The organism is Methanobrevibacter oralis (assembly GCF_001639275.1).
GTDB lineage: Archaea > Methanobacteriota > Methanobacteria > Methanobacteriales > Methanobacteriaceae > Methanocatella > Methanocatella oralis.
In genome coordinates, this window is sequence record NZ_LWMU01000056.1 from 1 (window position 1) to 24,455 (window position 24,455).

Below are 24,455 nucleotides of genomic sequence, written 5' to 3' on the forward strand. Positions count from 1 at the left end.
GACATATTAATGCTATTAAAAACATTAAATGTCCAAGAAAGATTTCTTAATGAATCCCAACCTCTTTTTCGCAACTCAATTGCCTTGTTTTTCATTTTAGTTGAAAAATTACAGAAATCTTCATAAATTCCATTAAGCCTTACTTGACTATATTTTCTACATTTCTTACAAAGATATCGCTTGACTTTAATAATAACACTAACTCCATTTTCTAAATAAATTTTACGCCGATTATAAGATTTTTTAATAACATCATGAGAAAAACAATGCTTACAATGAGGATCATGATACTCAATAACCCCATCTTTGTTAATAACGCAATCTTCATCAAGAATACCATCGATATACAAAAAAAATTGAACAGTATTCTCACCAAAACTACATTGCACTCTTTCATCATCATTTTTTCTAACAAGATCAACATTCGAATAGTTAAATATATATTGGTTGCCATCCAAAATAAGATATGGAAGGCATTTGTTTTTTGGTTTCATGTATAAATATTTGTCTTCCAACCTATATAAAACTTATTATAGCTTAAATTAAGAATATAATTACAAAAATATGGTAAAAATAATTTAAGAAAAAAATCAACCAGTTAATCAAAAATTAGAAAGATTTAAAAAGAAATAAAAAACGCAAAAAACTAGTATTAAAACCCATCACAACAAGAAAACAACAACTAATATTTAAATCTTTTCACAAACACAACATAAAACACAAAAAAAATCAAAGAAAAAGAAAAAAACTAAAAAAATATGACCAAGAGCTAACAAATTGACAGTGCCAAAACTTCAATGTTAATGTAATTAACGGTGTAGGTTATTTTAATATTACAGGTTTAAATAGTGGATTACATGAAGCAAATGTTTCATATGGGGGTAACAATAATATTAATTCATCTAAAAATTCAATCACATTTAAAGTACTTAAAATACATCCTAACTTAACTATTAATGTAGGGGATGTTGATTATAATAAACCAGTTAATGTAAATGTTAAATTAACAGATGAATTTGGCAATAAATTAAATGGAACTGCAATTATTACTGTTGGCGGTACTAATTACAATGTAAATGTAGTAAATGGTATAGGCACTTTAAGAATAAATAACTTGTACATTGGAAAATATGATGTTACTGCTAGATTTGAAGGTAATGAAAATATTTATTCATCTAATGCAACTAATTCTTTTAAAGTCAAATTAGTTAAAACAAATATCTGGATTAAAAAAATTGCACAAAATAAAAGTGTTAAAGTTAATGATCTAGTTGTATTTGTTATAACTGTTGGTAATGATGGTCCGCTATTCCATGATGTTTCTGTAAAAGAAGTTTTAATAAATGGACTTAATTTAATTTCTGCTAAAGCTTCCAAAGGAACATTTAATAGTAAAAAAGCTATTTGGAATATTGGCGATTTAAAACATGGAGAAACTGCTAAATTAACTCTTACTTTTAGAGTTTCTGCTCCAGGCACTTATACTAATGTAGTTGCTGTTAATATTAATGGATCTTCTGTTAATGTCACTACTAATGAAAGTGTCACTGTTGAATCAAATAATAAAGAACATTCTGATATTAAATCAGTTGAAAAAATAGAAAAAACAAGTATTGAACCAGCTACTGGTAATCCAGTATTATTGATTTTATTAGCTTTAATTTCTGTTTTTGTGCCTAAAATTTTAAAATTTAAAAAATAGATTAATTTCTATTTTTTTTATTCTTTTTTAAATTAATCATTATAGAAAAATTTAATTATACATTAAATCAATTTTTAATCATGAAAAAGGTTAAAATAACTATTTTAAAAACTACTTTTCAAGAAGATTTAGCAAAAGAATATGGAATTGAAGGATTATCAACATGTCCTTTAATGGAAGAAGGTCAAATATTTTATGCAGACTATGCAAAACCAGAAAAATTTTGTGATGAAGCATGGAAAGCAGTTTATCAATATGTTTTCGCATTAGCACATGGAGCAAATGAAGTTTGGTATTATAATGATTGGATTAAAACACCTGGAGTAGCTATTGTTAGTTGTAATGATGGTTTAAGGCCAGTAATTTTTAAATTAGAAAGTACTGATATTGAATCTAAGGTAGATGACTGAAATTGTCCTGTGCATTTTTATAAAATAATCCAAGTTCATAACCATTTACAAAAATATGGCTAACACAAATGCTTACAGTAATATCATAGCTTTCATTGACTTTTCCCCATGTGATTAAAGGTTGAATTTGATTTCCACTAGCGATACATGATGTCATTGATTCAAAATCAACCCATGGGATGCATGAAAAGTTTGCAATGTTAGTTTCATCACGTTTTTCAAGGTCTAATGCAAATCCTTCCTTTTTACCACTTAAAATTTCTTTAGATAAGTTTTTAACATAATCATGCCATTCTAGAATGTCTTCATATGGAGCATCAACTCTCATTTCTCTGTAAACATTAGTGTTTTTATCCATTATTGGAGAAACTCCATCTAAATAATCATATTCAATTACTTTATTATTATGAATTCTTCTTTTAAGTTGAGGAACTGAATTAACAGCATTTATCAAACATCCTAATGATAAAATAAAAAACGATTTGTTATTGTTTTTTGAATACTTCCATAACTTTTCAACATTAATTTTAGCGGACATTGTGTATCTTGATGATTGGAAGTTTATAAAAGGATTTTCATCTAAATTAAATTCAATTTCTTTCATTTTACAACCTTATTATTTATAGTTACTTTTTTATATTTCTTTTATTAAATATGTATAATGTTATAAATCTTAAATTTTGGGTTTTGTTATAATGAAAGTAGTAATTGTTGGAGGAGGAGCTGGAGGTATTTCTACAGCTTCTAATATTCGCGAAATAAATAAAAAAATAGAAATTATGGTTCTTACAAGGGACGATAAGGTTGCATATTCGCCATGTGCTATTCCTTATGTATTATCTGGAACGATTAGCTCTTTTGATGATATTATTATGAGAACTCCTGAGGATTATAAGAACAAAGATATTGATGTTATTATAGGAGCTGAAGTTACTGCAGTGGATAGTGATAATAAAACTGTTACTTATGATAAAGATAATGAAAAAATTGTAATTGATTATGATAAATTAGTTTTTGCTACTGGTGGAAATCCATTTAGGCCTCCAATGGATGGTTTAGACTTGGAAGGTGTTTTTCAGATTAGAAATATCGCTGATGGTGTCAAAGTTCAAGAATATGCTAAAAATATTGAAAGTGCTTTAGTTACTGGTGCTGGTTTAATTGGTATTGAAATTGCATTTGCACTTAAAGAACTTGGCTTAAAGGTTACCTTAACTGAAATGATGCCTCAGGTAGTACCTAGATCTCTTGATAAAGACATGTCTGATATTATTGTTAGATATTTGGAGATGGAAGGTATTGATGTTATTTTAGGTCATCCGATTACAAAACTCATTGGTGAAAATAAAGTAGAAAAAGCTTGTTTTGGAAATGATGATGCAGTAGACGCTGAAATGGTTATATTAGCTACTGGTGTAAGACCTGAATTAGAATTAGCTAAAATGGCTGGTTGTGATGTTGGCAGGTGGGCTATTATTGTTAATGATAAAATGGAAACATCTGTTGAAGATATTTATGCAGTTGGGGACTGTGTTGAATCAACTGATTTAATATTAGGTTCTAATACAATTAGTCATTTAGGAACTACTGCTGTTAGACAATCTAAAACATTAGCTCGCACTATTACTGGTAAAAAATCTAAATTTAATCCAGTTTTAAATTCAATGGTGTCTAAAGTGGGCAAATTAGAATTTGGAGCTGTTGGATTTACATCTAGTTTTGCTCAACAGAATAATATTCGACCTGTTGTTCAAAAAGTTGAAGCATTAACTAGAGCTCGTTATTACCCTAATGCAAAACCTATGGATATTAAAGTTATTTGTGACAGTGAAGGTGTAATTATTGGTTGCCAGATAATAGCTGAAGAAAGGGTAGCTGAGAGAATTGATACAATGACATTAGCTATTACTGAAGAGCTGACCTGTTTTGAATTAAGTAATATGGAATTTGCTTATGCGCCACCTGTATCAATGGTTACAGATCCATTAGTACTTGCTGTTGAAGAAGTTAGTAAAAAATTTAATTAAATTTATTGGAGGAGAGAAAATGGCTGAACATGCTCATGGACACCATGGTCACGGAGGAGATATGACTCCGGAACAACAAAAACAAATGATTGAACAAGAAATTAAATTATCTAGAAATCTAGGTCAAATTAAACATAAAATAGCTGTTATGAGTGGAAAAGGAGGAGTAGGAAAATCTACTGTTGCTGCTAATCTTGCTGAAACTTTACAAAAATTAGGTTTTAAAACTGGAATTTTAGATGCTGATATTCATGGTCCTAATATTCCTAAAATGTTAGGTTTAGAAGGAGAAGAGTTATTTATTAATGAAGATCATGCAATGATTCCTGTTGTGGCACCTAGTGGTCTTAAAGTAATGTCAATGGCTTTCATGTTAGATAGTATTGACACACCTATTATTTGGAGAGGACCTCAAAAGACAGGTTCTATTAAGCAATTAATTGCAGATGTAGCTTGGGGTTCACTTGATTTTTTAATCATAGATAATCCTCCTGGAACTGGAGATGAACCCTTGACTGTTCTACAAACTATTACAGACATTGATTCAGTTATTATGGTAACTACTCCTAATGTAGTATCTCAAGAAGATGTTTTAAAATGTGTTAAGATGGTTAACATGATGAATGTGGATAAAATTGGTTTGATTGAAAATATGGCATATTATAATTGTCCACATTGTGGTGAAAAACTTCACATATTTGGTGAAGGAGATGGAAAGGCTTTCGCAGAAGAAATGGAAATTACTTACTTGGGTGATTTACCATTAACAGAAAAAGTTTCAGATTCACCGAATAAAGATGGTGTTGTTGTAACTTTAGACCCAGAAGGACTTGTTACAAGCAGATTTATGGAAATTGCTATTCAAATTCAGGACGAATTACTTAAAGAAGAGTAATATAACTAACACTAGCCATATTAATTAAGTATCCTAAAAAATTAGGATCTTCATTTATTTTTTTATATTCACATAATTTTTTTATTTCATAATCCTTATTTTCACCCATTTCATTTAAAGAATAATATTCCAATCCTTTTTCATATTCTTTTAAATCAGTATAAATTGGAACAACGTATTTTTCATCTTCAATAAGTCCATAAGGAATCTTAATAGGTTTTTTATTCTCAATTGAAATGATAAATTCGTGACTATTCAAATATTCTTTAATTTGTTCTTCAGTTTTTTCAATAGCTTCTTTATTTTTATTTTCACCATGTAAATAAATTGCATTGATATAATTTTTTAAATCATGATGTTCTATTTCTTCAATTTTCATTAGTCTTAATTTAATTTTTTTATTTTATATATTTAATTCAAATTATTTTGGTATGACTAAATATTTATAATATGAGATAATTAAAAATAAACTATGTACTTGAGTGAAAGATTGTTTAAATATAATAAAATTTTAGTATTTCTTTTATTTTTATTTTTAATTACAGTTCCGTTTAGTTTTGCAAATGATGTTGATGAAAATGTTACCCTATCACAGGATTTGCAAAATAATGGTGATAATATAGTTAGTAGTGGTTTTAGTGTCTATTTTGACGCATCTGCACAAAGTGATGGGTCAGGAAGCCAATCTAGTCCATATAAATATTTAAATTCTGGAAGGCTTAGTGGTTATTCTAATTATTATTTTGCTCCTGGAATCTATACAATTAATTCTAAACCATATTCATCAGGATTTTTATCATCTGAAATGAATATAATTGGAAGTAATCCTAAAACAACAGTAATCCATTACACAGGTTCTGGTAATTTTTTAGAAACAAGTTCTACACTTGTGTTAAAAAATATAACTCTTAAAGGAGCGAATATTAAAGTTCAAAATGGAATGATAGCTAATAATACTATTTTTGAGGGAAGTATAAGCAATATTGAAGATAATTATGGAAATTCATATGGTGGAGCTATTAAAATAGTAGGTTCATCTTCATCATCATTTTATGATGAATTATGGAATATTTTTAATCAATCTTCATCTTCATTTCAAATAAGATTTGATAATTGCATATTTAAGAATAATTATGCGGAATATGGTGGAGCAATTTATATTAATTGTTCTAGTGTAGTTATTTCAAATTCTAAATTCATAAATAATCATGCTAAACAGTTTGGTGGGGGTATTGCAGCTATTAATAAGTCTAATTTAACAATTATAAATTCTGTATTTGAGGATTCATATTCTGAATATGATGCAGGTGGTGCTATTTATTTAATGAATTCAAAATCTGATATTAAATATAGTAATTTAACAAATTGTAAATCGTCATTTGGTCCTGCCATAACTTCTTTAAACTCTAGTGTTGTAATTGATAAAATTAATGCCAATAAAAATAATGCTAGTTATCAAGGAGGTTCTATTTATGCAATGTATGGAAATTTAACTGTTAAAGATTCTAATTTCAATGAAAACTTTGCAAAATATGGTGGAGCTATCTTTGCTGATAATTTAACAAAGTTTGAAGTATTAAATTCTAAATTTAACAATAATAAAGCTTTTTATCAAGCTGGAGCTATTTTTGCTTTTGTTAATTTAAAAAATTCAATTGATAATTGCACATATATTGGAAATAAAGCAGATGAAAATGATGATATTTATCAAAGTGATTTGTTTGAAATATTTATTGGAAATGAAAATTATGAAATGATTAAATATAAATCAGATTATAAAGGAGTGTTACCTTCTAAATATGATTTACGTGATAAGAATCATGTTTCATCTGTTAAAGAACAGGGTAATAGTGGTAATTGTTGGGCTTTTGCTACAATAGCTACTTTAGAATCAACTATTATGAAAGCGACTGGAAAAGAATTTGATTTATCAGAAGGTAACTTAAAAAATATTGCTCAAATATTTTCAGATTATGGTTGGCCTTATGAAACAAATAATGGTGGTTTATATTCCTTTTCACTTGGATATCTATTAAGTTGGTTAGGACCTGTTAATGAGACTTCTGATCCTAGTGATGAGTGGGATGTTATATCGCCTGTTTTAAATAGTGTTGTTCATGTTCAAAATATTTTGTTTTTAGAGAGAAAATCTTACAATGATAATGATATGATTAAAAAGGCTATAATGGAGTATGGTGCTGTTGCTTCTGAGATATGTATGAAGTTTTCAACCCAGTACATGAATCAGGCTTCTTATTATTATAATGGTAATGAAAGTAGAAATCACGCAATTACAATTATTGGATGGGATGATAATTACTCTAAAAGTAATTTTAGATTGACTCCGCCTGGAAATGGAGCATGGATTGTTAAAAACAGTTATGGAAAAAGATGGGGAGATTCAGGTTTCGGATATGTATCTTATTATGATACAAGTTTAGCTAAATTAAATGATCATGAAAATACCTTTGCAATTATTTTTAATGATACAATCAGATTTAATAAAAATTATCAATATGATATTTGTGGTAAAACTGATTACTTTGTAACAGGATATAATACAATATACTATCAAAATCAGTTTACATCAACAGGTAATGATGTTTTAGCTGCGTTTTCAACATATTTTAATACAACAACCGAATGGGAAGCTGATATTATTGTAAATGATGTAGTTAAATTATCTCAAAACGCTACATCACTTGCAGGCTATCATACTATACATTTAAAAGAATTAATTCCTCTTAAACTAGGCGACGTTTTTAAGATATCTCTTAAAATTCATAATAATAATGGATTTGCAAGTTTTCCTATTTGTGAAAAAGTTTCATCAAGTAGGTGTTTTTATACACCGGGAGTTTCATTTTTTAGTTATGATGGTAAAAATTGGCATGATTTATATGATTATTTTGTAAATGAATCTTATGGTCATAAATATTCATCACAAGTTGCTTGTATTAAAGCATTTACAACAGCTTCAAAAGACATATTAAATACAACAATAGCTATTACATCTCTCAATTCAACAAATATTCTAGTTAATATTAAAGATCAAAATAATAAAGCTGTAAATATGGGTATTGTAAATTTTAATGTTGATGGTAAGGATTATACAGAAAAAGTTATAAATGGAGTAGCTAATCTTAAAGTTTATTTAAAAAGTGGAAATCATAATATTTTAGCTATATATAAATCAAATGATTATTATAATATTTCTAGCATTTTTAAAATGCTAACATTAGATAAAGAGGATTTATTTTTAGAAATTATTTCAAATAATATATCTTATGGTGATGATTTAAAAATAGCTATTAAATTAACTAATATAATTGGAGAAAATTTGATTTTACCAGTTAATGTTGAAGTTGCTGGTAAAAAACACGTTACTAATGGTGAGTTATTAAAAATATCTGATTTAAAACCAGGAAATTATACAATTAAAGCAAAATTCATGGGAAATAATTTGTATAATCAAAAAACACTTAGTAAAATAGTTAATGTAGCTAGTCCTGATTTAAATTTAAGAATTTTTACTCAAGATATTAATGTTGGTGATGATTTAACTGTTAAGGCGATTTTAGGAAACTTAAGTAATGCAATAGTTAATATTAAAATTAACAATAAAAGTTACATTTTAAATATTAAAAATGGTAAAGGTTCACTAAACATCTCTGATAAATTTAAAGCTGGTGAGTACGGTATATTTGGAGAATTTAAAGGTGATGGAATATATTCTGCATCAAAAACTTCATCAAAATTCAAGGTTAATAAAATCAACACTTCTTTAATAGTTGAATGTGAAAATATTGTTGAAGGTGAAAATCTAATTATTAATGTTAAAATTCCAAGTGATATTAATGGTAAAATTTCTTTAATGTTAAATTCTAAGGTGTATAATTCTATTGCAGATAAGGGTATTGTAAAGTTTAATATTAGTGGATTAGGTGTTGGAAACTATTTATTTAATGTTAAATATGATGGTGATGATAAGTATAATAAAGTTTCAAATTCTTCTTTTGTTAACATTTCCAAGTCAAATTCAAAGTTAATATTAGTTGCGGATAATATTTATAAGTACTATGGTGGTTTTGAAAAATTTTCAGCATTATTATTAGATAACAATTCTAATCCAATTTCTAATCAAAAAATTAATGTATTTATAAATAAAGTTAAATATTCAAAATTAACAGATAAAAACGGTCTTGTTGAAATTGATATTAGTTCACTAGCTGTTGGTTCATATAATGTTTTAAGTGTCTTTGATGGAGATAAAAAGTATAATGTGAATAAGGTTTACTCAAAAATAAATGTCACATCAACGATTAAAGCCAGTGATTTTCAAGCAAGATTTTTAGATAGTGAAGGTAATACTTTAGCAAATACGGTTGTTAGTTTCATTATTAATAAAAAAGAGTATTTAACAGTTACAGATATTAATGGTATTGCTAAATTTGATATAAAATTATCTGTAGGTGCATATGAAGTTAAAATTATTAATCCACTTACTAATGAAAATTTAACTAGAAATGTAAAAATCTTTAAAAGAATTACATTAAATAGAGATTTAATTATGGATTATAATAGTGGAAATACTTTTAATGTGAGAATTTATGGGGATAATGGAAAAATTTCTCATGGTGGTGAGGTAATTAGTTTTAAAATTGGAAAAAATACTTTTAATGTTAAAACAGATAAGAATGGATATGCAAAACTTAAAATCAATCTTATTCCAAATAAATATAAAATAATAACCTCCTATAAGGGAGAAAGAGTATTTAATAACATTGTAGTAAATCCTGTTTTAAAAGCTAAAAACATTGTTGTAAAAAAATCTAAAACAATTAAATTTTCTGCAACTCTTAAAAATACTAATAAAAAAGCCATTATTGGTAAAAAAATTACATTTAAAGTTAAAGGTAAAATTTATACTGCAAAAACTAATAAAAAAGGCATAGCAACAATATATCTTAAAAACTTTAAGGTAGGAAAATACAATATTTGCTCTAAATATGTTAAATCTAGTGTTAAAAATTCAATCATTGTCAAAAAATAGGGATTTTCTCTATTTACAACTTTTTTTAAATAAATGATTTAGTAATAATTTTTTACTTATTTATCATATTAATTAATTTAGGTTATCCAAAACTTTTTAAATGATTAAAAACAACAAAAAATATGTACTTGAGGTTTTTAAATGAAAGATATTAAAATATTCCTATACTTTTTTTTAATATTATTTTCAGTGTCAATCTCACCACTCAGTGCAGAAAATATTGATACTGTAGGCGATATTGAAACGATAGATAATGTTAAAGATGTTAACTTGTATAATGATGATGAAAATGAGAAATTAAAGGATAGTAACCCTGTTTATTACTTTAATGCATCTGCTAATGTTGATGGAGATGGATCTAAGAATAATCCTTACAAATATCTTAGGGATGAAAGATTGCCATATGGTGTAACAGCTTATTTTGCAGATGGTGTTTATGAAATAAATAGTCCATGTACAGTATATTCTAATGATGGTGTTTCAATTACCTCTGCAACTCAGGTAACCTTCATTGGACAAAGTATGGAAAATACTATCATTAAATATGTAGGTAATGCAAGTATAGCTATTAAAATTCCAGATTTAGCTAGATTATTTGTTAGTAATATGACTTTTAATCATGCAACCATTGAAAACAGAGGAACATTAGATGGAACAAATGTTGCTTTTATAAACAATCATGGTGTTGATATTCATGCAAACTTAGGATATAATAATTCATTTGGAGGAGCTATTTATTCTCCAGGGTCTAATTATTATGCAGCATTTTCTATGCCATCTTATCTAAAATTAAATAATTGTTTATTTATCAATAATACTGCAGTTTATGGAGGATCTATTTATCATAAAAATGGAAATACCATAATTAAAAATTCTAAATTTTATAATTCTTCATCTGGTCTTTATGGCGGTGTTTTAGCGACAGATGGTGGAAACATAACTATTGAAAATTGTATTTTTGAAAATTACCGTGCTGATGATGATGCAGGTGGTGCAATTTATTCTAAAGTTACAAATTTAGCTATTAAAAATGCTAATTTTGCTAATGGACATGCTGATTTTGGAGGAGCTATTTGTAATCTAAACTCTAATTTAATAATTGAAAACGTAAATTTCACAAATAACTTTGCAAAATTTGATGGTGGAACTATTTATGATATGTATGGAAATGTAACAATTAAAAATGTTAATATTATTCAAAGTCAAGCACGTGATGGTGGAGCATTATTCATTGACAACTGTACATCTGTTATTATTAAAGACACTTCTTTTGATGAAAGTACGGCAACAAGAATTGGTGGAACAATATTTTCAAATGCAAACAAATTAAATTTAACTAATGTAACATTTGGTAGAAGTTCTGCTTTAATTGATAATATAATCCATTCTCAAGATAAATATAATTATGATATTGGATATAATTCAAATTATGAATTAATGAAATATAATTCTTCATATAATGGAGTTTTACCATCTAAATATAATTTAGTTGAAGAAGGTTATTCAACTCCCATACGTAATCAAATGGCAGGTGGAAATTGTTGGGCTTTTGGTCCATTAGCAGCTTTAGAATCATGTATTCTAAAAGCTACTGGTAAAAGTATGGACTTATCTGAAGAAAATATTAAAAATCTAATTGAAAAATACTCTGCATATGGTTGGGATTATGATACTAATAATGGAGGTCATTCTGAAATGATGTGGGGTAATTTAATTAGTTGGATTGGTCCTGTTTTAGAAAGTGATGATAAATACGATGATTATTCAACATTATCTACTCTTTTAGATGCTGTTATGCATGTTCAAAATGTATATTATTTACCTACACGTACCAATGCGCTAGATAATAATGCTATTAAAAAAGCTATTTTAGATTATGGAGCTGTTGGTGTAACTATTTATATGGATGATAGTAATCCTCTTGTTTTTAATAAAGATAAAAGTGCACACTTCTACACATTATCCACTAAAGCTTATGCAAATCATGCTGTTTGTATTGTTGGTTGGGATGATAACTACGATAAAAATAACTTTCCAATGGGTAATATGGCAGCAACTAATGGTGCATGGATTGTAAAAAATAGTTGGGGTTCTGATTGGGGAGATAATGGATATTTTTATGTTTCTTACTATGACCCAGTAGTCTATGGAGTGGGTATAGATAATTCTGCATTTACATTTATATTAAATGATACAGTAAGGTACAATAGAAACTACCAATATGACATTGGTGGTATGACTGATTTTTTATACACAGAATCTAAAACTGTTTATTATAAAAACACATTTACTTCCATTGGAAATGATATATTAACTGCATTTTCAACTGTATTTGAATTTGAAAAGGATTATGAAGTTTCATTATATATAAATAATGATTTAAAATTAACTCAAAGAGGACACAGTCTAGCAGGATACTTTACAATTCCATTTGAAAAAGAATTCCCATTAAAAATTGGAGATAATTTCACTATTTCAATTAAGCTTAATGCTGATAAGGATGCGTCTTTTCCAATATATGAAATTGTATCCGCATCAAGATTAAGCTATGATAAAGGAGTATCATTCTTTAGTTTAGATGGTCAAACTTGGAAAGATTTATTTGATTTCGTATATGATCGTCCAGATTTAGAACATAAATATTCATCACAAGTAGCTTGTATTAAAGCATTTACAAGATGTAATTCTAATTTAAATGAAAGCAATATTGTGGTTAATGATATAACAGCTAATATGGACGAAATTGTAACTATTACAGCTACAATTTTTGATAAAAATAATAAGTTAATTAATGAAGGTGTTGTAACATTTTTAGTGGATGATAAAAAAGAATTTGTTAATGTTGTAAATGGTAGAGCAATATTCCAAACATCGTTTAAAAAAGCAGGAATCTTTGATTTAACTGTTAAATTTGATGGAGGAAATAATTATTTTTCATCAGAAAATACTACAAAAGTTGTCATAAACAAAGCTTCAAAAATCAATACAAGACTTGAAATTTCTGAGGTTACAACAAATGATGAAAATTCAAAAATTAAAATAACACTAAGTGATATTAATGATAATCCAATAGATAATGAAAAAGTTATTTTAAGTATAAATAATAATCTCTATGAGGCAACTACTAATTTTAATGGTGTCGCGTATATTGAAGCTAAATTATCAGATGGTATTTACATAGCAAAATGTGATTTTAAAGGCAGTGATAAGTACAATAGCATAACTACACAAACACAAGTTAAAATTTTAAAAGAAAAAATCAATAGTATTAAATCAAGTAATATTACTCGAGCTCATTATAGTGGAATTGATTTTCAGGCAATTTTTTTAAATAAAAATGGAAATCCATTAGTATATACAGTAGTTACATTTATTGTAGATGGAAAAGAATATAATGAAATTACAGATGCAAATGGTGTTGCAAAATTAAATGCTAATTTAAATGTTGGTAAACATAAAATAACCAGTATTAATCCAGTAACTGAAGATATCACATTCAATACTGTTAATATTGTTAAAAGAATTACTTTAAACAAAGATTTAACAATGGATTATAATGGGCATGATACATTTAATGTATGTGTTTATGGGGATAATGGTAAAATAGCTAATGATGGTGAAATTGTAATCTTTAAAATTAATGAAAAAACCTATAAAATCAAAACGGATAAAAAAGGTTATGCTAAACTAAAAATTAATCTAATACCAAATACTTATAAGATTATAACAGAATATAAAGGAGAAAAAGTAGTTAATAATGTTATTGTAAAACATGTTTTAAAAGCTAAAAATATTAAAGTTAAAAAAGCTAAGATAATTAAGTTTAAAGCAACTTTAAAAAGCAGTAATGGAAAAGCTATTAAGAACAAAAAAATAACTTTTAAAATTAATGGAAAAACATATTCTTCTAAAACTAATAAAAAAGGAATAGCAAGTATCTCACTTAAAAATTTAAAAGTGGGAAAATACACTATTAAATCTAGCTATATTAAATCTAGTATTAAAAGTACAATTCAAATAAAAAAATAGGGCTAAACCCTATTTCTTTTTTTTATATAGGTGTTAAAAATGAAAAATAAATCAAAATTATTAATTCTTTTAATAATTTCATTAAGCTTAATTTTAACATCAGCACCAATTTTTGCTGAAAATACTACACTAAAAAATGATAATGAACAAATAAGTCTTAATGAAGGTATTAATACAAGTTTAAAATCTAAAAATGTGATTTACATTAGTCCTAATGGAACAGGTTCTGGTGCATCACAAGTTGACCCAACAAATTGGAACAATGCATATAGCTCTGCAAAAAGTGGAGATACAATTGTATTTGCAAATGGAACATATAATGATATTAGAAATGTTAAGGGTAATTATTTATATTCAACAATTATTAATGGATTAGAATTAAAAGGAAATGGCGATTCTATAATCGATGCTTGTGGAAGAGGAGGATTTTTTGAAACAAGGGGTAATGTTAAATTATCTAATTTAAAATTTATCAATGCTAACACTGGTAAAAACGATGGTGGTGATCATAGTGAAGAAGGTGGAATTATAAATAATGGTTATTTGACCGTTGAAAATTGTTATTTTGCTTCAAATGTTGGATGGGGATCTGAAGGTGGAGCAATTCATAATCAAAAAACATGTCATGTTTATAATTCAAGCTTTTTTTCAAACACTGCTAAAAAAGGCGGATCTATATACGCAGAAGAAGGTTCAGAGTTATATGTTTATAATTCTAAATTCATTAAAGGCTCATCAAAGGAAGGAAATTCAATAAATGCAAAAAAAGCTAGTGTAAATATCTATAATTGTACATTTGTTAATTGTTCTGCTAAAAGCGGAATTATTAGTGTTAAAAAATCAACTTTAAATGTTTATAATTCGAAGTTTTTAAATTCAAGAGCTGTTGATGAAGCAGCAGCTATTAATATAAAAGAAAAAAGTCGAGTTGAAATTCATAACTCTACATTTGACAACTTAACATCTACTGGTGGAAAGCTTTGGACAAAAAATAAAAATGGAAGCGGGAATAGTGGTGCAATTCGTGTAGAGAATGGATGTAATTTAAAAATTAAAGACTCAAGATTCACTAATTGTGTAGCAAAAATGGATGGTGGAGCACTTTATATAGAAAGTGGTTATATAACAATTGAAAATTGTTCTTTTCTCTCAAACAAAGCTAGTCGTGAAAGGCATATCTACAATGTAGCTGGTAGTGTTAATATTACTAACTCTCTTTTTGAAGTTATAAACACAATAAGTACTAGCAATATAAGTGTTGGTGAAGTGGAAAAAGTCGAAATAACAGTTGATGATGGTACAAATCTTTTAAATATTAATGTAAATGTTTTACTAAATAATAAAACTGTAATTGGTACTAATGATGATGTTAAAGATTTAGAAAATTTAACTATTGGTGTTTATACTGTCAATTTAGCTCAAAAAGATAACATTAACACTAATTCATATATTTATACTCAAAATTATTCTTTATTCAGTGTTAAAGATGATTCAAAAATAGATGTTCCTTTAAAAGTAGAGGTATCAAATATCACTGTTGGTAGTGAAGCTATATTTAATTTAACATTATCAAATGATGCAAATGGAGGAATTATTGAAATAATAATTGAAAACATAACATTAAATTCAATAGTTAAAGATTCAAAAGCTATAATTAAATTTGCTGGATTAAAGGAAGGAATTTATAATTATTCAGTATTCTATAAGGGCAATGATAAGTGTAATCCAACTAGCTTCTTTGGTAAATTAAAAGTTAATAAAATTTTAACAGTTAATGCAGGAGATATTACACGAGGATTCAATAGTGGTATTGATTTTGAAGCTATATTTTATAGTGAAGATGGAAGTCCTTTAAAAAATACTGTTGTTCGATTTGTGATAAATTCAAAAGAGTATTCTTCAATAACCGATTTAAATGGCGTAGCAAAATTAAATGAAAAATTAAAAGTTGGATTTTATAAAATTACAGCTATTAATCCAGTTACAGGTGATAATATAACAAAAACCTTAAAAATCGTTAAAAGAATCACATCAAATAAGGATTTAACAATGGATTATAACGGCGGTAATGTTTTTAAAGTTCGTATTTATGGAGATAATGGAAAATTAGCTAATTCAGGTGAAATAGTAATTTTTAAAATTAATGGTAAAAGTTATAAAGTTAAAACAGATAAAAATGCTTATGCTAATCTTAAAATAAATCTCCTTCCAAAAAGTTATAAAATAATCACAACTTTTAAGGGTGAACAAGCAATAAATACTATTTTTATAAAACAGATTTTAAAAGCTAAAAATATTAAAGTTAAAAAAGCTAAAATAATTAAGTTTAAAGCAACTTTAAAAAGCAGTAATGGAAAAGCTATTAAGAACAAAAAAATAACTTTTAAAATTAATGGAAAAACATATTCTTCTAAAACTAATAAAAAAGGAATAGCTACTGTAAGTTTAAAGAATTTAAAATTGGGGAAACACACTGTTAAATCAGTGTATATTAAAAACACTATTAAAAACACAATTCAAATTAAAAAATAGAGGTTTTTTATAAAATCTCTAACTTTTATTTTATCTCTTTTTCTGGTATAAGGTTTAATGCAGCTAAATAATTCCATTTGGCTCATCATTAAATGGCTCAATGTGATTTTGCATTTTTGCTTCTAACTTCAACTGGTGTCATTAAATGACTCGTATTCATATGTTTTACAAAACATCATCTGAAATAGCTTTTTTAAAAAGTGGATGTCTACAAAGTGAATGTATTTTATCTTCTGAAGAAAATAAAACTTTACCATTTACATATATACATTTTAAAAAAAATCATTATATTTTCCACTATAGGGTCGTTTTGTCATAGCTAGCTGTGTTATTTTATATTCTTCTTTAGTTAAATGTGATAATGTTTAATCGTCAATTAAAGTTAAATCAACATGACAATGTTCTTGTAGATCTTTCTCTAAATATTTTTGATGATAATATTTAGCATGATAAAAACTATATATCGTATGAGCTTTTGTAACGATTGGAAATTGGGATTATTTTTGTTTTCTAGCTAAAAAATCTAAATAATTTCTTTAAAAGTTATCTTGCCAATAAATACCAGTTCTATATTGACTTCTAACATCAATGCCTTAACGATTTAGGAAAAATAATGATTCAATTATTTTAATAAACTTCTCTAAAATTTAATTTAATCCGGATTTTAGGGTTATAGTTACTTTAACACATTCAACATTCCCTGTTTTTGATGTACAACTTTTTCATGTAGGATTACATCTTTAGCATAATCAACTTTTGATTAGCACAATTTTTAATCGAGAAATATATTTAAATAATTTCGTTAAATGTATATATCTAAAAAAATTAAATTATAATATAAAAAATTTATATATATTTATCTAAATATATTATGAAATGGAGGAATTTTTAGCATGTTTTACAGTACAATCATGAAAATTGATTCAATTGATAGATTAAGGGATATTAGGGATGCATTACTTGTTGAACAAGGTATTAACCCGACTCGTCAAGGAGAACAAGCAATTAAAGTTGTAGTTGAGAGAATTGATGAGATTCAATCTACTTTAGATAAATCTTCAAAAAATAAGTGATTTTTGTGATGCATTTTATAACATCAAGAAGGCGTTTAGTTAGAAAAAAAATGTATAAACCTTCAATTAACCGTAAAAACAATAGTTATTTTCGTGAAAATAAAAATTTAGTTAAATCACATCAAGAAAACTTTAAAAATAAAGAATTTATTCGTAAAATAAAAAGGCCAAAAAGAGAAGTTTCTGATGGTTTTAAAATGGCTTATAGATATAGGTATTATAATTCTATTGATGAATTAATCAAAGATGATTTTGATGATTAATTATTTTAAAATTCCTTTTTTGAAATGATTTTATTTTCATCATGAATTAAATAATACCATCAAATGCTTAATCATTCATCGAAAACTTTTAGGTATTTAAAACATTCATTGCATATTTTGCAATTACCAATATTGCTACTACTAAAAAATCTTTTTCATGGCCCTTATCTAGGAATAATAAAACATCTAAAATTTTATATTATTAACAACATTGATGGATGTTTTCCATTGGAATAATAAATCCACATTGTGGTGCATTAATAATTACTCCAACAAATTCTTCGTCTTCACAGTAAGCAGTAATTAATTGTTCACCAGTAAGTTTATCACGGAGTAACTTAGTTTCATCAAATCCATCTATAAATTGTTTTATACCTTCATCAAATTCTTCTTCATCAGTATAAATAGGAATAAGATATTCTTCACTATCATCATCTTCTTCCCCAATGATTAAAGTTATTATTTCAGTTTCATCATTTTCAGTTTCGATTAATGGAATTAAAAATTCACTTTCAAATACTTTATGATCTATTTCATGATCTAACTCATGAAGTCTTTCTTCATTTTTTTCTTCAGATTCATCGATTTCTATTAATTCTTCTATTAATTCTTTAAGATTACTCATTATAATCACTTAAAATTAGTTTTTTTTATATAATGAACATTCTCTTCCTAAACACCACTAAAGGAATACAAACGAATGTTCATTCAACCATCACCATTGTTCATATTTTAAAAAAATAGTATATTCAAATATGAACAATACTATTTTATATTCTAAGCTATATAAAGTTTTAGCTTAAAAATTATTTTCTATTGATTTAATAAGATTGTAAATCATTTTATTAACACTTACATCAACATCATATTTTTCCCCTAATTCAATTATTTTACCATTTAAAGAATCAATTTCAGTTCTTCTTTTTCGTTGAATATCTTGATATGTTGATGAATAATGGTTATATGTATCAGGAACAAGTTTTGAATAGAATATTTTTTTGTATTCATTGGAATTTTCCCAAAAAGTTGTGTATTGTGAAGCATTTATAACATCAAATATTTCATCTATAATTTTATCCATTATTTCTATTGAGTATTTATTTTCTGTAAGTTTACCATAATTTACATTCAATATCGCACCTAACGGATTTAAAGCAGAATTGTAAAGCATTTTAGCCTATAATAATTTATCAATATCTTTTGTTATTTCACATTTTATTCCAGATTCCGTAATCATATCGGCTATTATTTGTAAATCATCAACAGGTGAGTTTTGAATTGAACCAATAGCTATTGGTTCTGTATAAACGGTTACTTCACTAACATGTCTTTTTGGGCGAATAAAACCAGTTATTACTCGTGCACAAAAAATATGATCTTTATTGAAATATCTTAGGAAATATTCATCATTTCCAAATCCATTTTGAAAAATAATTATTTTAAAATTTTCTTTTAGAATATTTCTATATTTATTTAATTTTTGAGAAATGTCCTCATTAGCAGTTGTTTTACTTGTAATAAAAACATAATCAAATTTATCTTTTGGAATTTCTTCATATTTTTCATATACCTCTAATTCATCTTTTGAAAAAGAGTAATTAGTAAACAATCCAGTTCTTTTAATTCCATTTTCTTTAATAGCCTTTGCTGTTTTTCCTGTTGAGTAAATAGAAATATTAGCTTTTTGTGATAACATTGATGAAGCTAATCCAATCCCAACTGCTCCAGACCCAATGATTAATATATTCATTTTAAAAATCCCATTAATTTTAATTGATGTTATATATTTTTTAATATAAAAAATTTGCATACAATATATTTTAATCTAATTTTTACACTTGAAATACATGTCTACATTAGATTTTTTTTCTACAATTACATTTAGGTTTGTATAAATTTTTTACTTGGGGTAGCTACTTTAGCTTTTTATAATAGTTTTTTAATTATTACTTTTTTATAAAAATAGACATACATTTCTATTGTATATGTTTAATTTTCTATTGTAAAAGAATCATTAAAAAATATATGAGATATATATTGTCCATTTTGTGGAATTCTGTAGGGTATCTGAATGTGGAAAAAAAATTGATGATTAGAATTCCTGTTTATAATGTAAAACTAGAACTTAAGGATAAATAATTAATCATAATATTTAAGAATGGTAATTTATATAATTAAGTATATTAATTAATATTTGGAGTGTTATTTTATGATTTATAAAATAAAAGCAACCAATAAACATAATGGTGAAATAATCGAATTTGATTTAGAAGGAAATGCTGTTGAAGGATTTTGTTATTTTGATGAAGAACTTAAAGAAGCAACTCATTTACAAGAAGTACGAGATAATAAAATAAGAGAAGTTAACAATAACATTATTTTACATAATTCGCCAATTTATACAATTTCTTCGGGTGAAACAGCTATAATTGATTCAATGTCTTTTGAAATTTTAATTAAGGCTGAATAATTTCATTATACTCTTTTTATAAAAATGATAAATTCAACTTCTGCTGCAATTATATCTTTTATTTTGCCTGGAATTGGTCAAATAATACAAGGTGAAACTAAAATTGGATTAAAATTATTTGCAATATTTATTATTTTAAATTTAATAATTTTTTATGCACATCTTGGATTTGGTGGAACAATAATTAGTTTTATTTATTCATCATTTGCAGCATATAATGCATACAACATCAAAGTTTAAAAAAATGTTTATTTGAGGAGTTATAATCCCCAATTTTAAAAACTTAATCTGTTTTAGCGTAAATTTTACCAAATCTCTTGATAAATAATTTGGCCCAAATGTATCCAACTGTTCCTCCAAGGAAACATCCAAATACTACTCCACCATATATTCCTGGTAATCCCCAGCCTAAAATAAAACAAAATATGTATGCAAATGCACTTTCCAATATTGATCTAAGTAAGGTAATTATTAAAGAATATGTTCCTTTACCAACACCTTGAAACATCATAGAAGACATTATTCCATGGGGAATAGCTAGTACAAATAAACTAAGTACAGAAATTGCAGTTGCGATTTGAGGAGCTAAAGATGCGCTTGCTTGTGTGTATGAGAATAATGTTGCAATTTGATTTGAAAAAACAAACATTATGACGCCTAAACATAATACAGCAAATCCTATTTTAATTGCATAACTGTGTGCTGTTTTTAAGTTTATATAATTATGTGCACCAAAAGCTACACCAGCAACTGTAATTACAGCGGTTGCAATACCGATTAGTGGAATCATAGCTAATTGTACTATTCTCATTGATGCAGTATATACTGCTACTGCTGTTGTACCAGATGCAATTACAAGCATTCCATTAATAATAACTGCTAAAGCTGAAAATATTATATTTTCTAATGTTGATGGAATAGCTACTTGTAAAGTGTCAACCATGATTTTTCCATCATATGAAAAGTTTTTAGGACTTAAATCTAGGTACAAATCTTTTTTACCCCACATCCAATAAGACATTACAATACAAGAAATTGTAGCTGATATTACAGTTGCTATAGCAGCACCAGTAATTCCAAGATTTAATATATAAATAAATATTGGGTCTAATATTATATTCAAAATTGCTGTAACTGCAATAGCTATGGTGGATCTTCTCATATCCCCTTCTGATCTAAATATTGCTGAAGCTACTCCTGAATATACAAATATTATTAATGTTGAAAAAATGATATAACTATAATTTAGTGCATATTCTAATGTATCTCCTACCCCCATTGCAAGTAAAAGTGGTTTCATAAATCCTACAATAATTAATGTAAATATAACGGACACGATAACTGCTAGTACAATTGAATGAAGAGCAGCATTATTTGCTTGTTTATAATCGTCAGCTCCAATAAATCTTGCAATTAGTGAATTTGCTCCAGCTCCAATACCGTTTCCTAATCCTACTAAAACCATAAATAATGGTGTAATAAATCCAATAGCAGCTAGAGCCTCTGCACCAAGACCTGCAACCCATACACTGTCTGCAATATTATAAAGCATAATTAAAAGCATTGAAAGCATCATTGGTAAACTTAGTTTTCTAATTGCTCTTTTTGGATCTCCTGTAATTATTTCGATGTTATTATCTGCCACATTATTCCTCCGATTCATAATTTTTATTCATTTCAATTGATTTAATTGCTATTTCCTTTAAATTGTATTTTAAAACTTTAATATCAATAGAATTGTTGTTTGATACTTCTTTCTCCCAGTTATTTAGTGCTTTGAGACTTTTATTTACAATTTTTTTACCTTTATTTGTTAATGAAATCTTATTTTGTCTTCTGTTATTTTCGTCAACTTCTCTTAATATTAATCCTTCTGATTCTAATTTTTGAATGTTTCTTGCAACTGCACCTTTATTTAAGTTGCATCTATTAGCGATTTTATCTTGGTTAATTTCATTTTCATTATTAATTTCAAATAATCGGTGTAGTTGTGAAGCTTTAATTTCATATTCTTCAAGTTTATGATTCCAATAAGAGTCATGATTTTTACTAATAATCATAATTAATTTTCCAATTGGAAAATCAGAAGCTTCTATTTCTTTTAATTCTTCTAATAACATAATATTTTATCCAATTAATTTTTTGAAATTAACATAATTAATATAATTGTTTATCATATATAAACTGTTGCATTAACAACTATTGCATTGACAACAATTAATAATCTACAATAGATTTTTTTCCTCGATGTATTTTTTTAGGTATTAAATGTTTATTTTTCTTAATTTTTAATTACATATCTTAGATTGAGGTTTAAATTTGGATAGGTTGCTAAATTATTAACAAAAATACTAAAAACGAGACTAAATAGTAAACTGCAGCTATAAAAAAGAAATACAATACATACTCATAAATGATTTTAAACCCAATATCAGCAATAATAAGAAATTCATCAAAAAAAGATACAAGAAACCAATTGCACAGGAACTCCTCAAAGCACGAAAATTCAGCATGAACTATAGATCAGCACCAGAATACTAAAAAAATAATTAGGTTGATGACATTGATTATATATATTATATAAAAATTATATAGAAAGGGACTGTCAATTTGTTAGGTCTTTTGTATATAAATAGTGTTTAATTTTTCAATTTTGTCTATTTGGTCTTCTTTTTGATTTTACATTTTTGATTTTTACGAAAGTTTTAAATACTATTTGTGTTTTTTATTTCAAATTTTTATTTTTTTTGAATTTTATCAAATATTTTAAGCCCCTTTTTTTCCTTTTAATTATTCTTTAAATAACTTATTGTTAGTTAAATTAAATTTTCAATGTTAATATTTTGTCATTATTGAAACAAAGCATATATAAGTTTATATAAAATGGAAGACAAATAATTATACATGAAAACACAAATCAAAAGCCTTCCATATCTTAGATTGGATGGCAAACAATATATATTTATCGGTGATTTTAAAAATCCTATTCGAAAAGGATTTTTAGATGGAAAAAGCTTTGTTGAAAAATACTATGTTCAATTAATTCTATCCTATTGAATCAATATTGGATGATAATTATTTTGTTAATAAAAATGGTGAAATCGAAGAACGTTATCCTTTTTGTAAACATTGTGGTTCTAAAAAAAAAGTTTATTAAGAAAGATTTTAATTGGAGAATTTTGTATTTAGAATCTGGTTTGGCTGTTAAGGTGAAAATAAAAAGATATGAATGCCATGATTGTAAAAGAAAATGTCAATCAGAATTCTCTAAATATTATGAAAAATACTGCAATTTTTCAAAATAATACTAAAAATAAAGCAAAAAAATTACTCCAACATGGATGGAAATCATATAAGAAATCTTAAAAAATGATTTTAATGAATTATATATCATTAAACATCTCTTATGAATCCATTAGAAAAATTACATATTTTGTAGTGATTCACTATAATTTGTGTGATGAGGAATCAGAACTCTCATGGATATTTTAGCTATGACACACAATGGATTAGAATAGAAGGTAAATGATGGTATAGACTCGATATATTTGATACAATAAAAAACATGCCCGTAGCATGCCATATATCATAATAATGAATCAAATAAAACTGTTAAAAATTTTATTAAAAAAAATATTCCATTAAAATACCGTAAAAGCAGATAGTAACATGATTCAAAACAAGGATATTATGAAATAATGAATGAATTAGGATTCGTTCATCAACATTGCATATTTCATTTATATAAAAATATTTTAGAAGCCATACAATCTGAAATCAATAAAACCGTAAAAAATTACAAGCAAAAATTAAAAATAAAACATCCTAAACTCTCAGATTACAAAATTAAAAAATTAAGTAAAGACAAAAAAACATGCTTAGAACAAGAAATAAAAGAATATCTTGAATTATTTTACGAATTATTTAACCAACAAAATTTCAAAAAAGCAATTCGTTATATCGATTTATTAAAAAACGAATTAAAAGGGTTTCCTAAACTT

19 protein-coding genes and 1 pseudogene are annotated in these 24,455 nt (G+C 26.0%); 13 read left to right on the plus strand and 7 right to left on the minus strand.

The window, feature by feature from the left end:
- Nucleotides 1-494: hypothetical protein (locus MBORA_RS04090; RefSeq protein ID WP_394328383.1), on the minus strand; the 494-nt coding region annotated here is incomplete at its 3' end.
- A gap of 458 nt (nt 495-952) precedes the next feature.
- On the opposite strand from MBORA_RS04090, the gene MBORA_RS04095 reads away from it, so the two are divergent.
- Together MBORA_RS04095 and MBORA_RS04100 are read left to right on the plus strand one after the other, a co-directional pair.
- A complete protein-coding gene (locus MBORA_RS04095) occupies nt 953-1,702 on the plus strand; it encodes an Ig-like domain repeat protein (RefSeq protein WP_231476038.1) in 750 nt (249 codons plus the stop codon).
- A gap of 80 nt (nt 1,703-1,782) precedes the next feature.
- Nucleotides 1,783-2,112 (plus strand): TIGR04076 family protein, encoded by a 330-nt coding sequence (locus MBORA_RS04100; RefSeq protein WP_042694406.1) that lies wholly within the window; start codon nt 1,783-1,785, stop codon nt 2,110-2,112.
- On the opposite strand, the gene MBORA_RS04105 is transcribed toward MBORA_RS04100, so the two are convergent.
- The gene (locus MBORA_RS04105; protein WP_063720267.1) at nt 2,096-2,716 is read right to left on the minus strand and encodes a CatA-like O-acetyltransferase; all 621 of its coding nucleotides are present in this window, start codon (nt 2,714-2,716) and stop codon (nt 2,096-2,098) included. The genes MBORA_RS04100 and MBORA_RS04105 overlap by 17 nt on opposite strands.
- A 91-nt stretch (nt 2,717-2,807) precedes the next feature.
- Here MBORA_RS04105 and MBORA_RS04110 point away from each other — a divergent pair, with 91 nt between their 5' ends.
- Both MBORA_RS04110 and MBORA_RS04115 read left to right on the plus strand, forming a co-directional pair.
- The gene (locus MBORA_RS04110) at nt 2,808-4,139 is read left to right on the plus strand and encodes an FAD-dependent oxidoreductase (RefSeq protein WP_042694408.1); all 1,332 of its coding nucleotides are present in this window, start codon (nt 2,808-2,810) and stop codon (nt 4,137-4,139) included.
- 19 nt (nt 4,140-4,158) lie between these two features.
- On the plus strand, nt 4,159-5,034 hold the full coding sequence (locus tag MBORA_RS04115) for an Mrp/NBP35 family ATP-binding protein (RefSeq protein ID WP_042694468.1): 876 nt from the start codon (nt 4,159-4,161) through the stop codon (nt 5,032-5,034).
- Here MBORA_RS04115 and MBORA_RS04120 read toward each other — a convergent pair.
- Entirely contained in the window at nt 5,021-5,413 is a 393-nt protein-coding gene (locus tag MBORA_RS04120; protein ID WP_042694410.1) for a hypothetical protein, read from the minus strand. The genes MBORA_RS04115 and MBORA_RS04120 overlap by 14 nt on opposite strands.
- 111 nt (nt 5,414-5,524) lie before the next feature.
- On the opposite strand from MBORA_RS04120, the gene MBORA_RS04125 reads away from it, so the two are divergent.
- From MBORA_RS04125 to MBORA_RS04145, 5 genes are all read left to right on the plus strand, one after another.
- Complete coding sequence (locus MBORA_RS04125; protein WP_052331855.1) at nt 5,525-10,087, plus strand: C1 family peptidase; 4,563 nt, start codon at nt 5,525-5,527, stop codon at nt 10,085-10,087.
- 141 nt (nt 10,088-10,228) lie between these two features.
- Nucleotides 10,229-14,116: a C1 family peptidase gene (locus MBORA_RS04130; protein WP_063720268.1), complete on the plus strand. Its 3,888-nt coding sequence runs from the start codon at nt 10,229-10,231 to the stop codon at nt 14,114-14,116.
- Between the two features lie 39 nt (nt 14,117-14,155).
- Nucleotides 14,156-16,648, plus strand: coding sequence for an Ig-like domain-containing protein (locus MBORA_RS04135; RefSeq protein ID WP_063720269.1), 2,493 nt, complete (start codon nt 14,156-14,158; stop codon nt 16,646-16,648).
- Between the two features lie 893 nt (nt 16,649-17,541).
- Nucleotides 17,542-17,721: a hypothetical protein gene (locus tag MBORA_RS04140; protein WP_042694420.1), complete on the plus strand. Its 180-nt coding sequence runs from the start codon at nt 17,542-17,544 to the stop codon at nt 17,719-17,721.
- A gap of 8 nt (nt 17,722-17,729) precedes the next feature.
- Complete coding sequence (locus tag MBORA_RS04145) at nt 17,730-17,984, plus strand: hypothetical protein (RefSeq protein ID WP_052331856.1); 255 nt, start codon at nt 17,730-17,732, stop codon at nt 17,982-17,984.
- 202 nt (nt 17,985-18,186) lie between these two features.
- On the opposite strand, the gene MBORA_RS04150 is transcribed toward MBORA_RS04145, so the two are convergent.
- Together MBORA_RS04150 and MBORA_RS11455 are read right to left on the minus strand one after the other, a co-directional pair.
- Nucleotides 18,187-18,609: an SseB family protein gene (locus tag MBORA_RS04150; RefSeq protein WP_042694424.1), complete on the minus strand. Its 423-nt coding sequence runs from the start codon at nt 18,607-18,609 to the stop codon at nt 18,187-18,189.
- Nucleotides 18,610-18,783: 174 nt separating this feature from the next.
- A pseudogene (locus MBORA_RS11455) lies at nt 18,784-19,734 on the minus strand (ketopantoate reductase family protein).
- A gap of 459 nt (nt 19,735-20,193) precedes the next feature.
- Between MBORA_RS11455 and MBORA_RS04160 the strand changes: the two are divergent.
- A complete protein-coding gene (locus tag MBORA_RS04160) occupies nt 20,194-20,454 on the plus strand; it encodes a hypothetical protein (protein WP_042694426.1) in 261 nt (86 codons plus the stop codon).
- A 24-nt stretch (nt 20,455-20,478) separates the two neighbouring features.
- On the plus strand, nt 20,479-20,694 hold the full coding sequence (locus MBORA_RS04165) for a hypothetical protein (protein WP_042694428.1): 216 nt from the start codon (nt 20,479-20,481) through the stop codon (nt 20,692-20,694).
- 43 nt (nt 20,695-20,737) lie between these two features.
- Here MBORA_RS04165 and MBORA_RS04170 read toward each other — a convergent pair whose 3' ends face one another.
- Entirely contained in the window at nt 20,738-22,117 is a 1,380-nt protein-coding gene (locus MBORA_RS04170) for an MATE family efflux transporter (RefSeq protein WP_063720270.1), read from the minus strand.
- Nucleotides 22,101-22,574, minus strand: a complete 474-nt coding sequence (locus MBORA_RS04175) for a MarR family winged helix-turn-helix transcriptional regulator (protein WP_042694431.1) — start codon at nt 22,572-22,574, stop codon at nt 22,101-22,103. The genes MBORA_RS04170 and MBORA_RS04175 overlap by 17 nt, the downstream gene beginning before the upstream one ends.
- A 1,114-nt stretch (nt 22,575-23,688) precedes the next feature.
- On the opposite strand from MBORA_RS04175, the gene MBORA_RS11305 reads away from it, so the two are divergent.
- Complete coding sequence (locus MBORA_RS11305) at nt 23,689-23,820, plus strand: hypothetical protein (RefSeq protein WP_282955712.1); 132 nt, start codon at nt 23,689-23,691, stop codon at nt 23,818-23,820.
- 332 nt (nt 23,821-24,152) lie between these two features.
- Nucleotides 24,153-24,455: hypothetical protein (locus MBORA_RS04180; protein ID WP_156482693.1), on the plus strand; the 303-nt coding region annotated here is incomplete at its 3' end.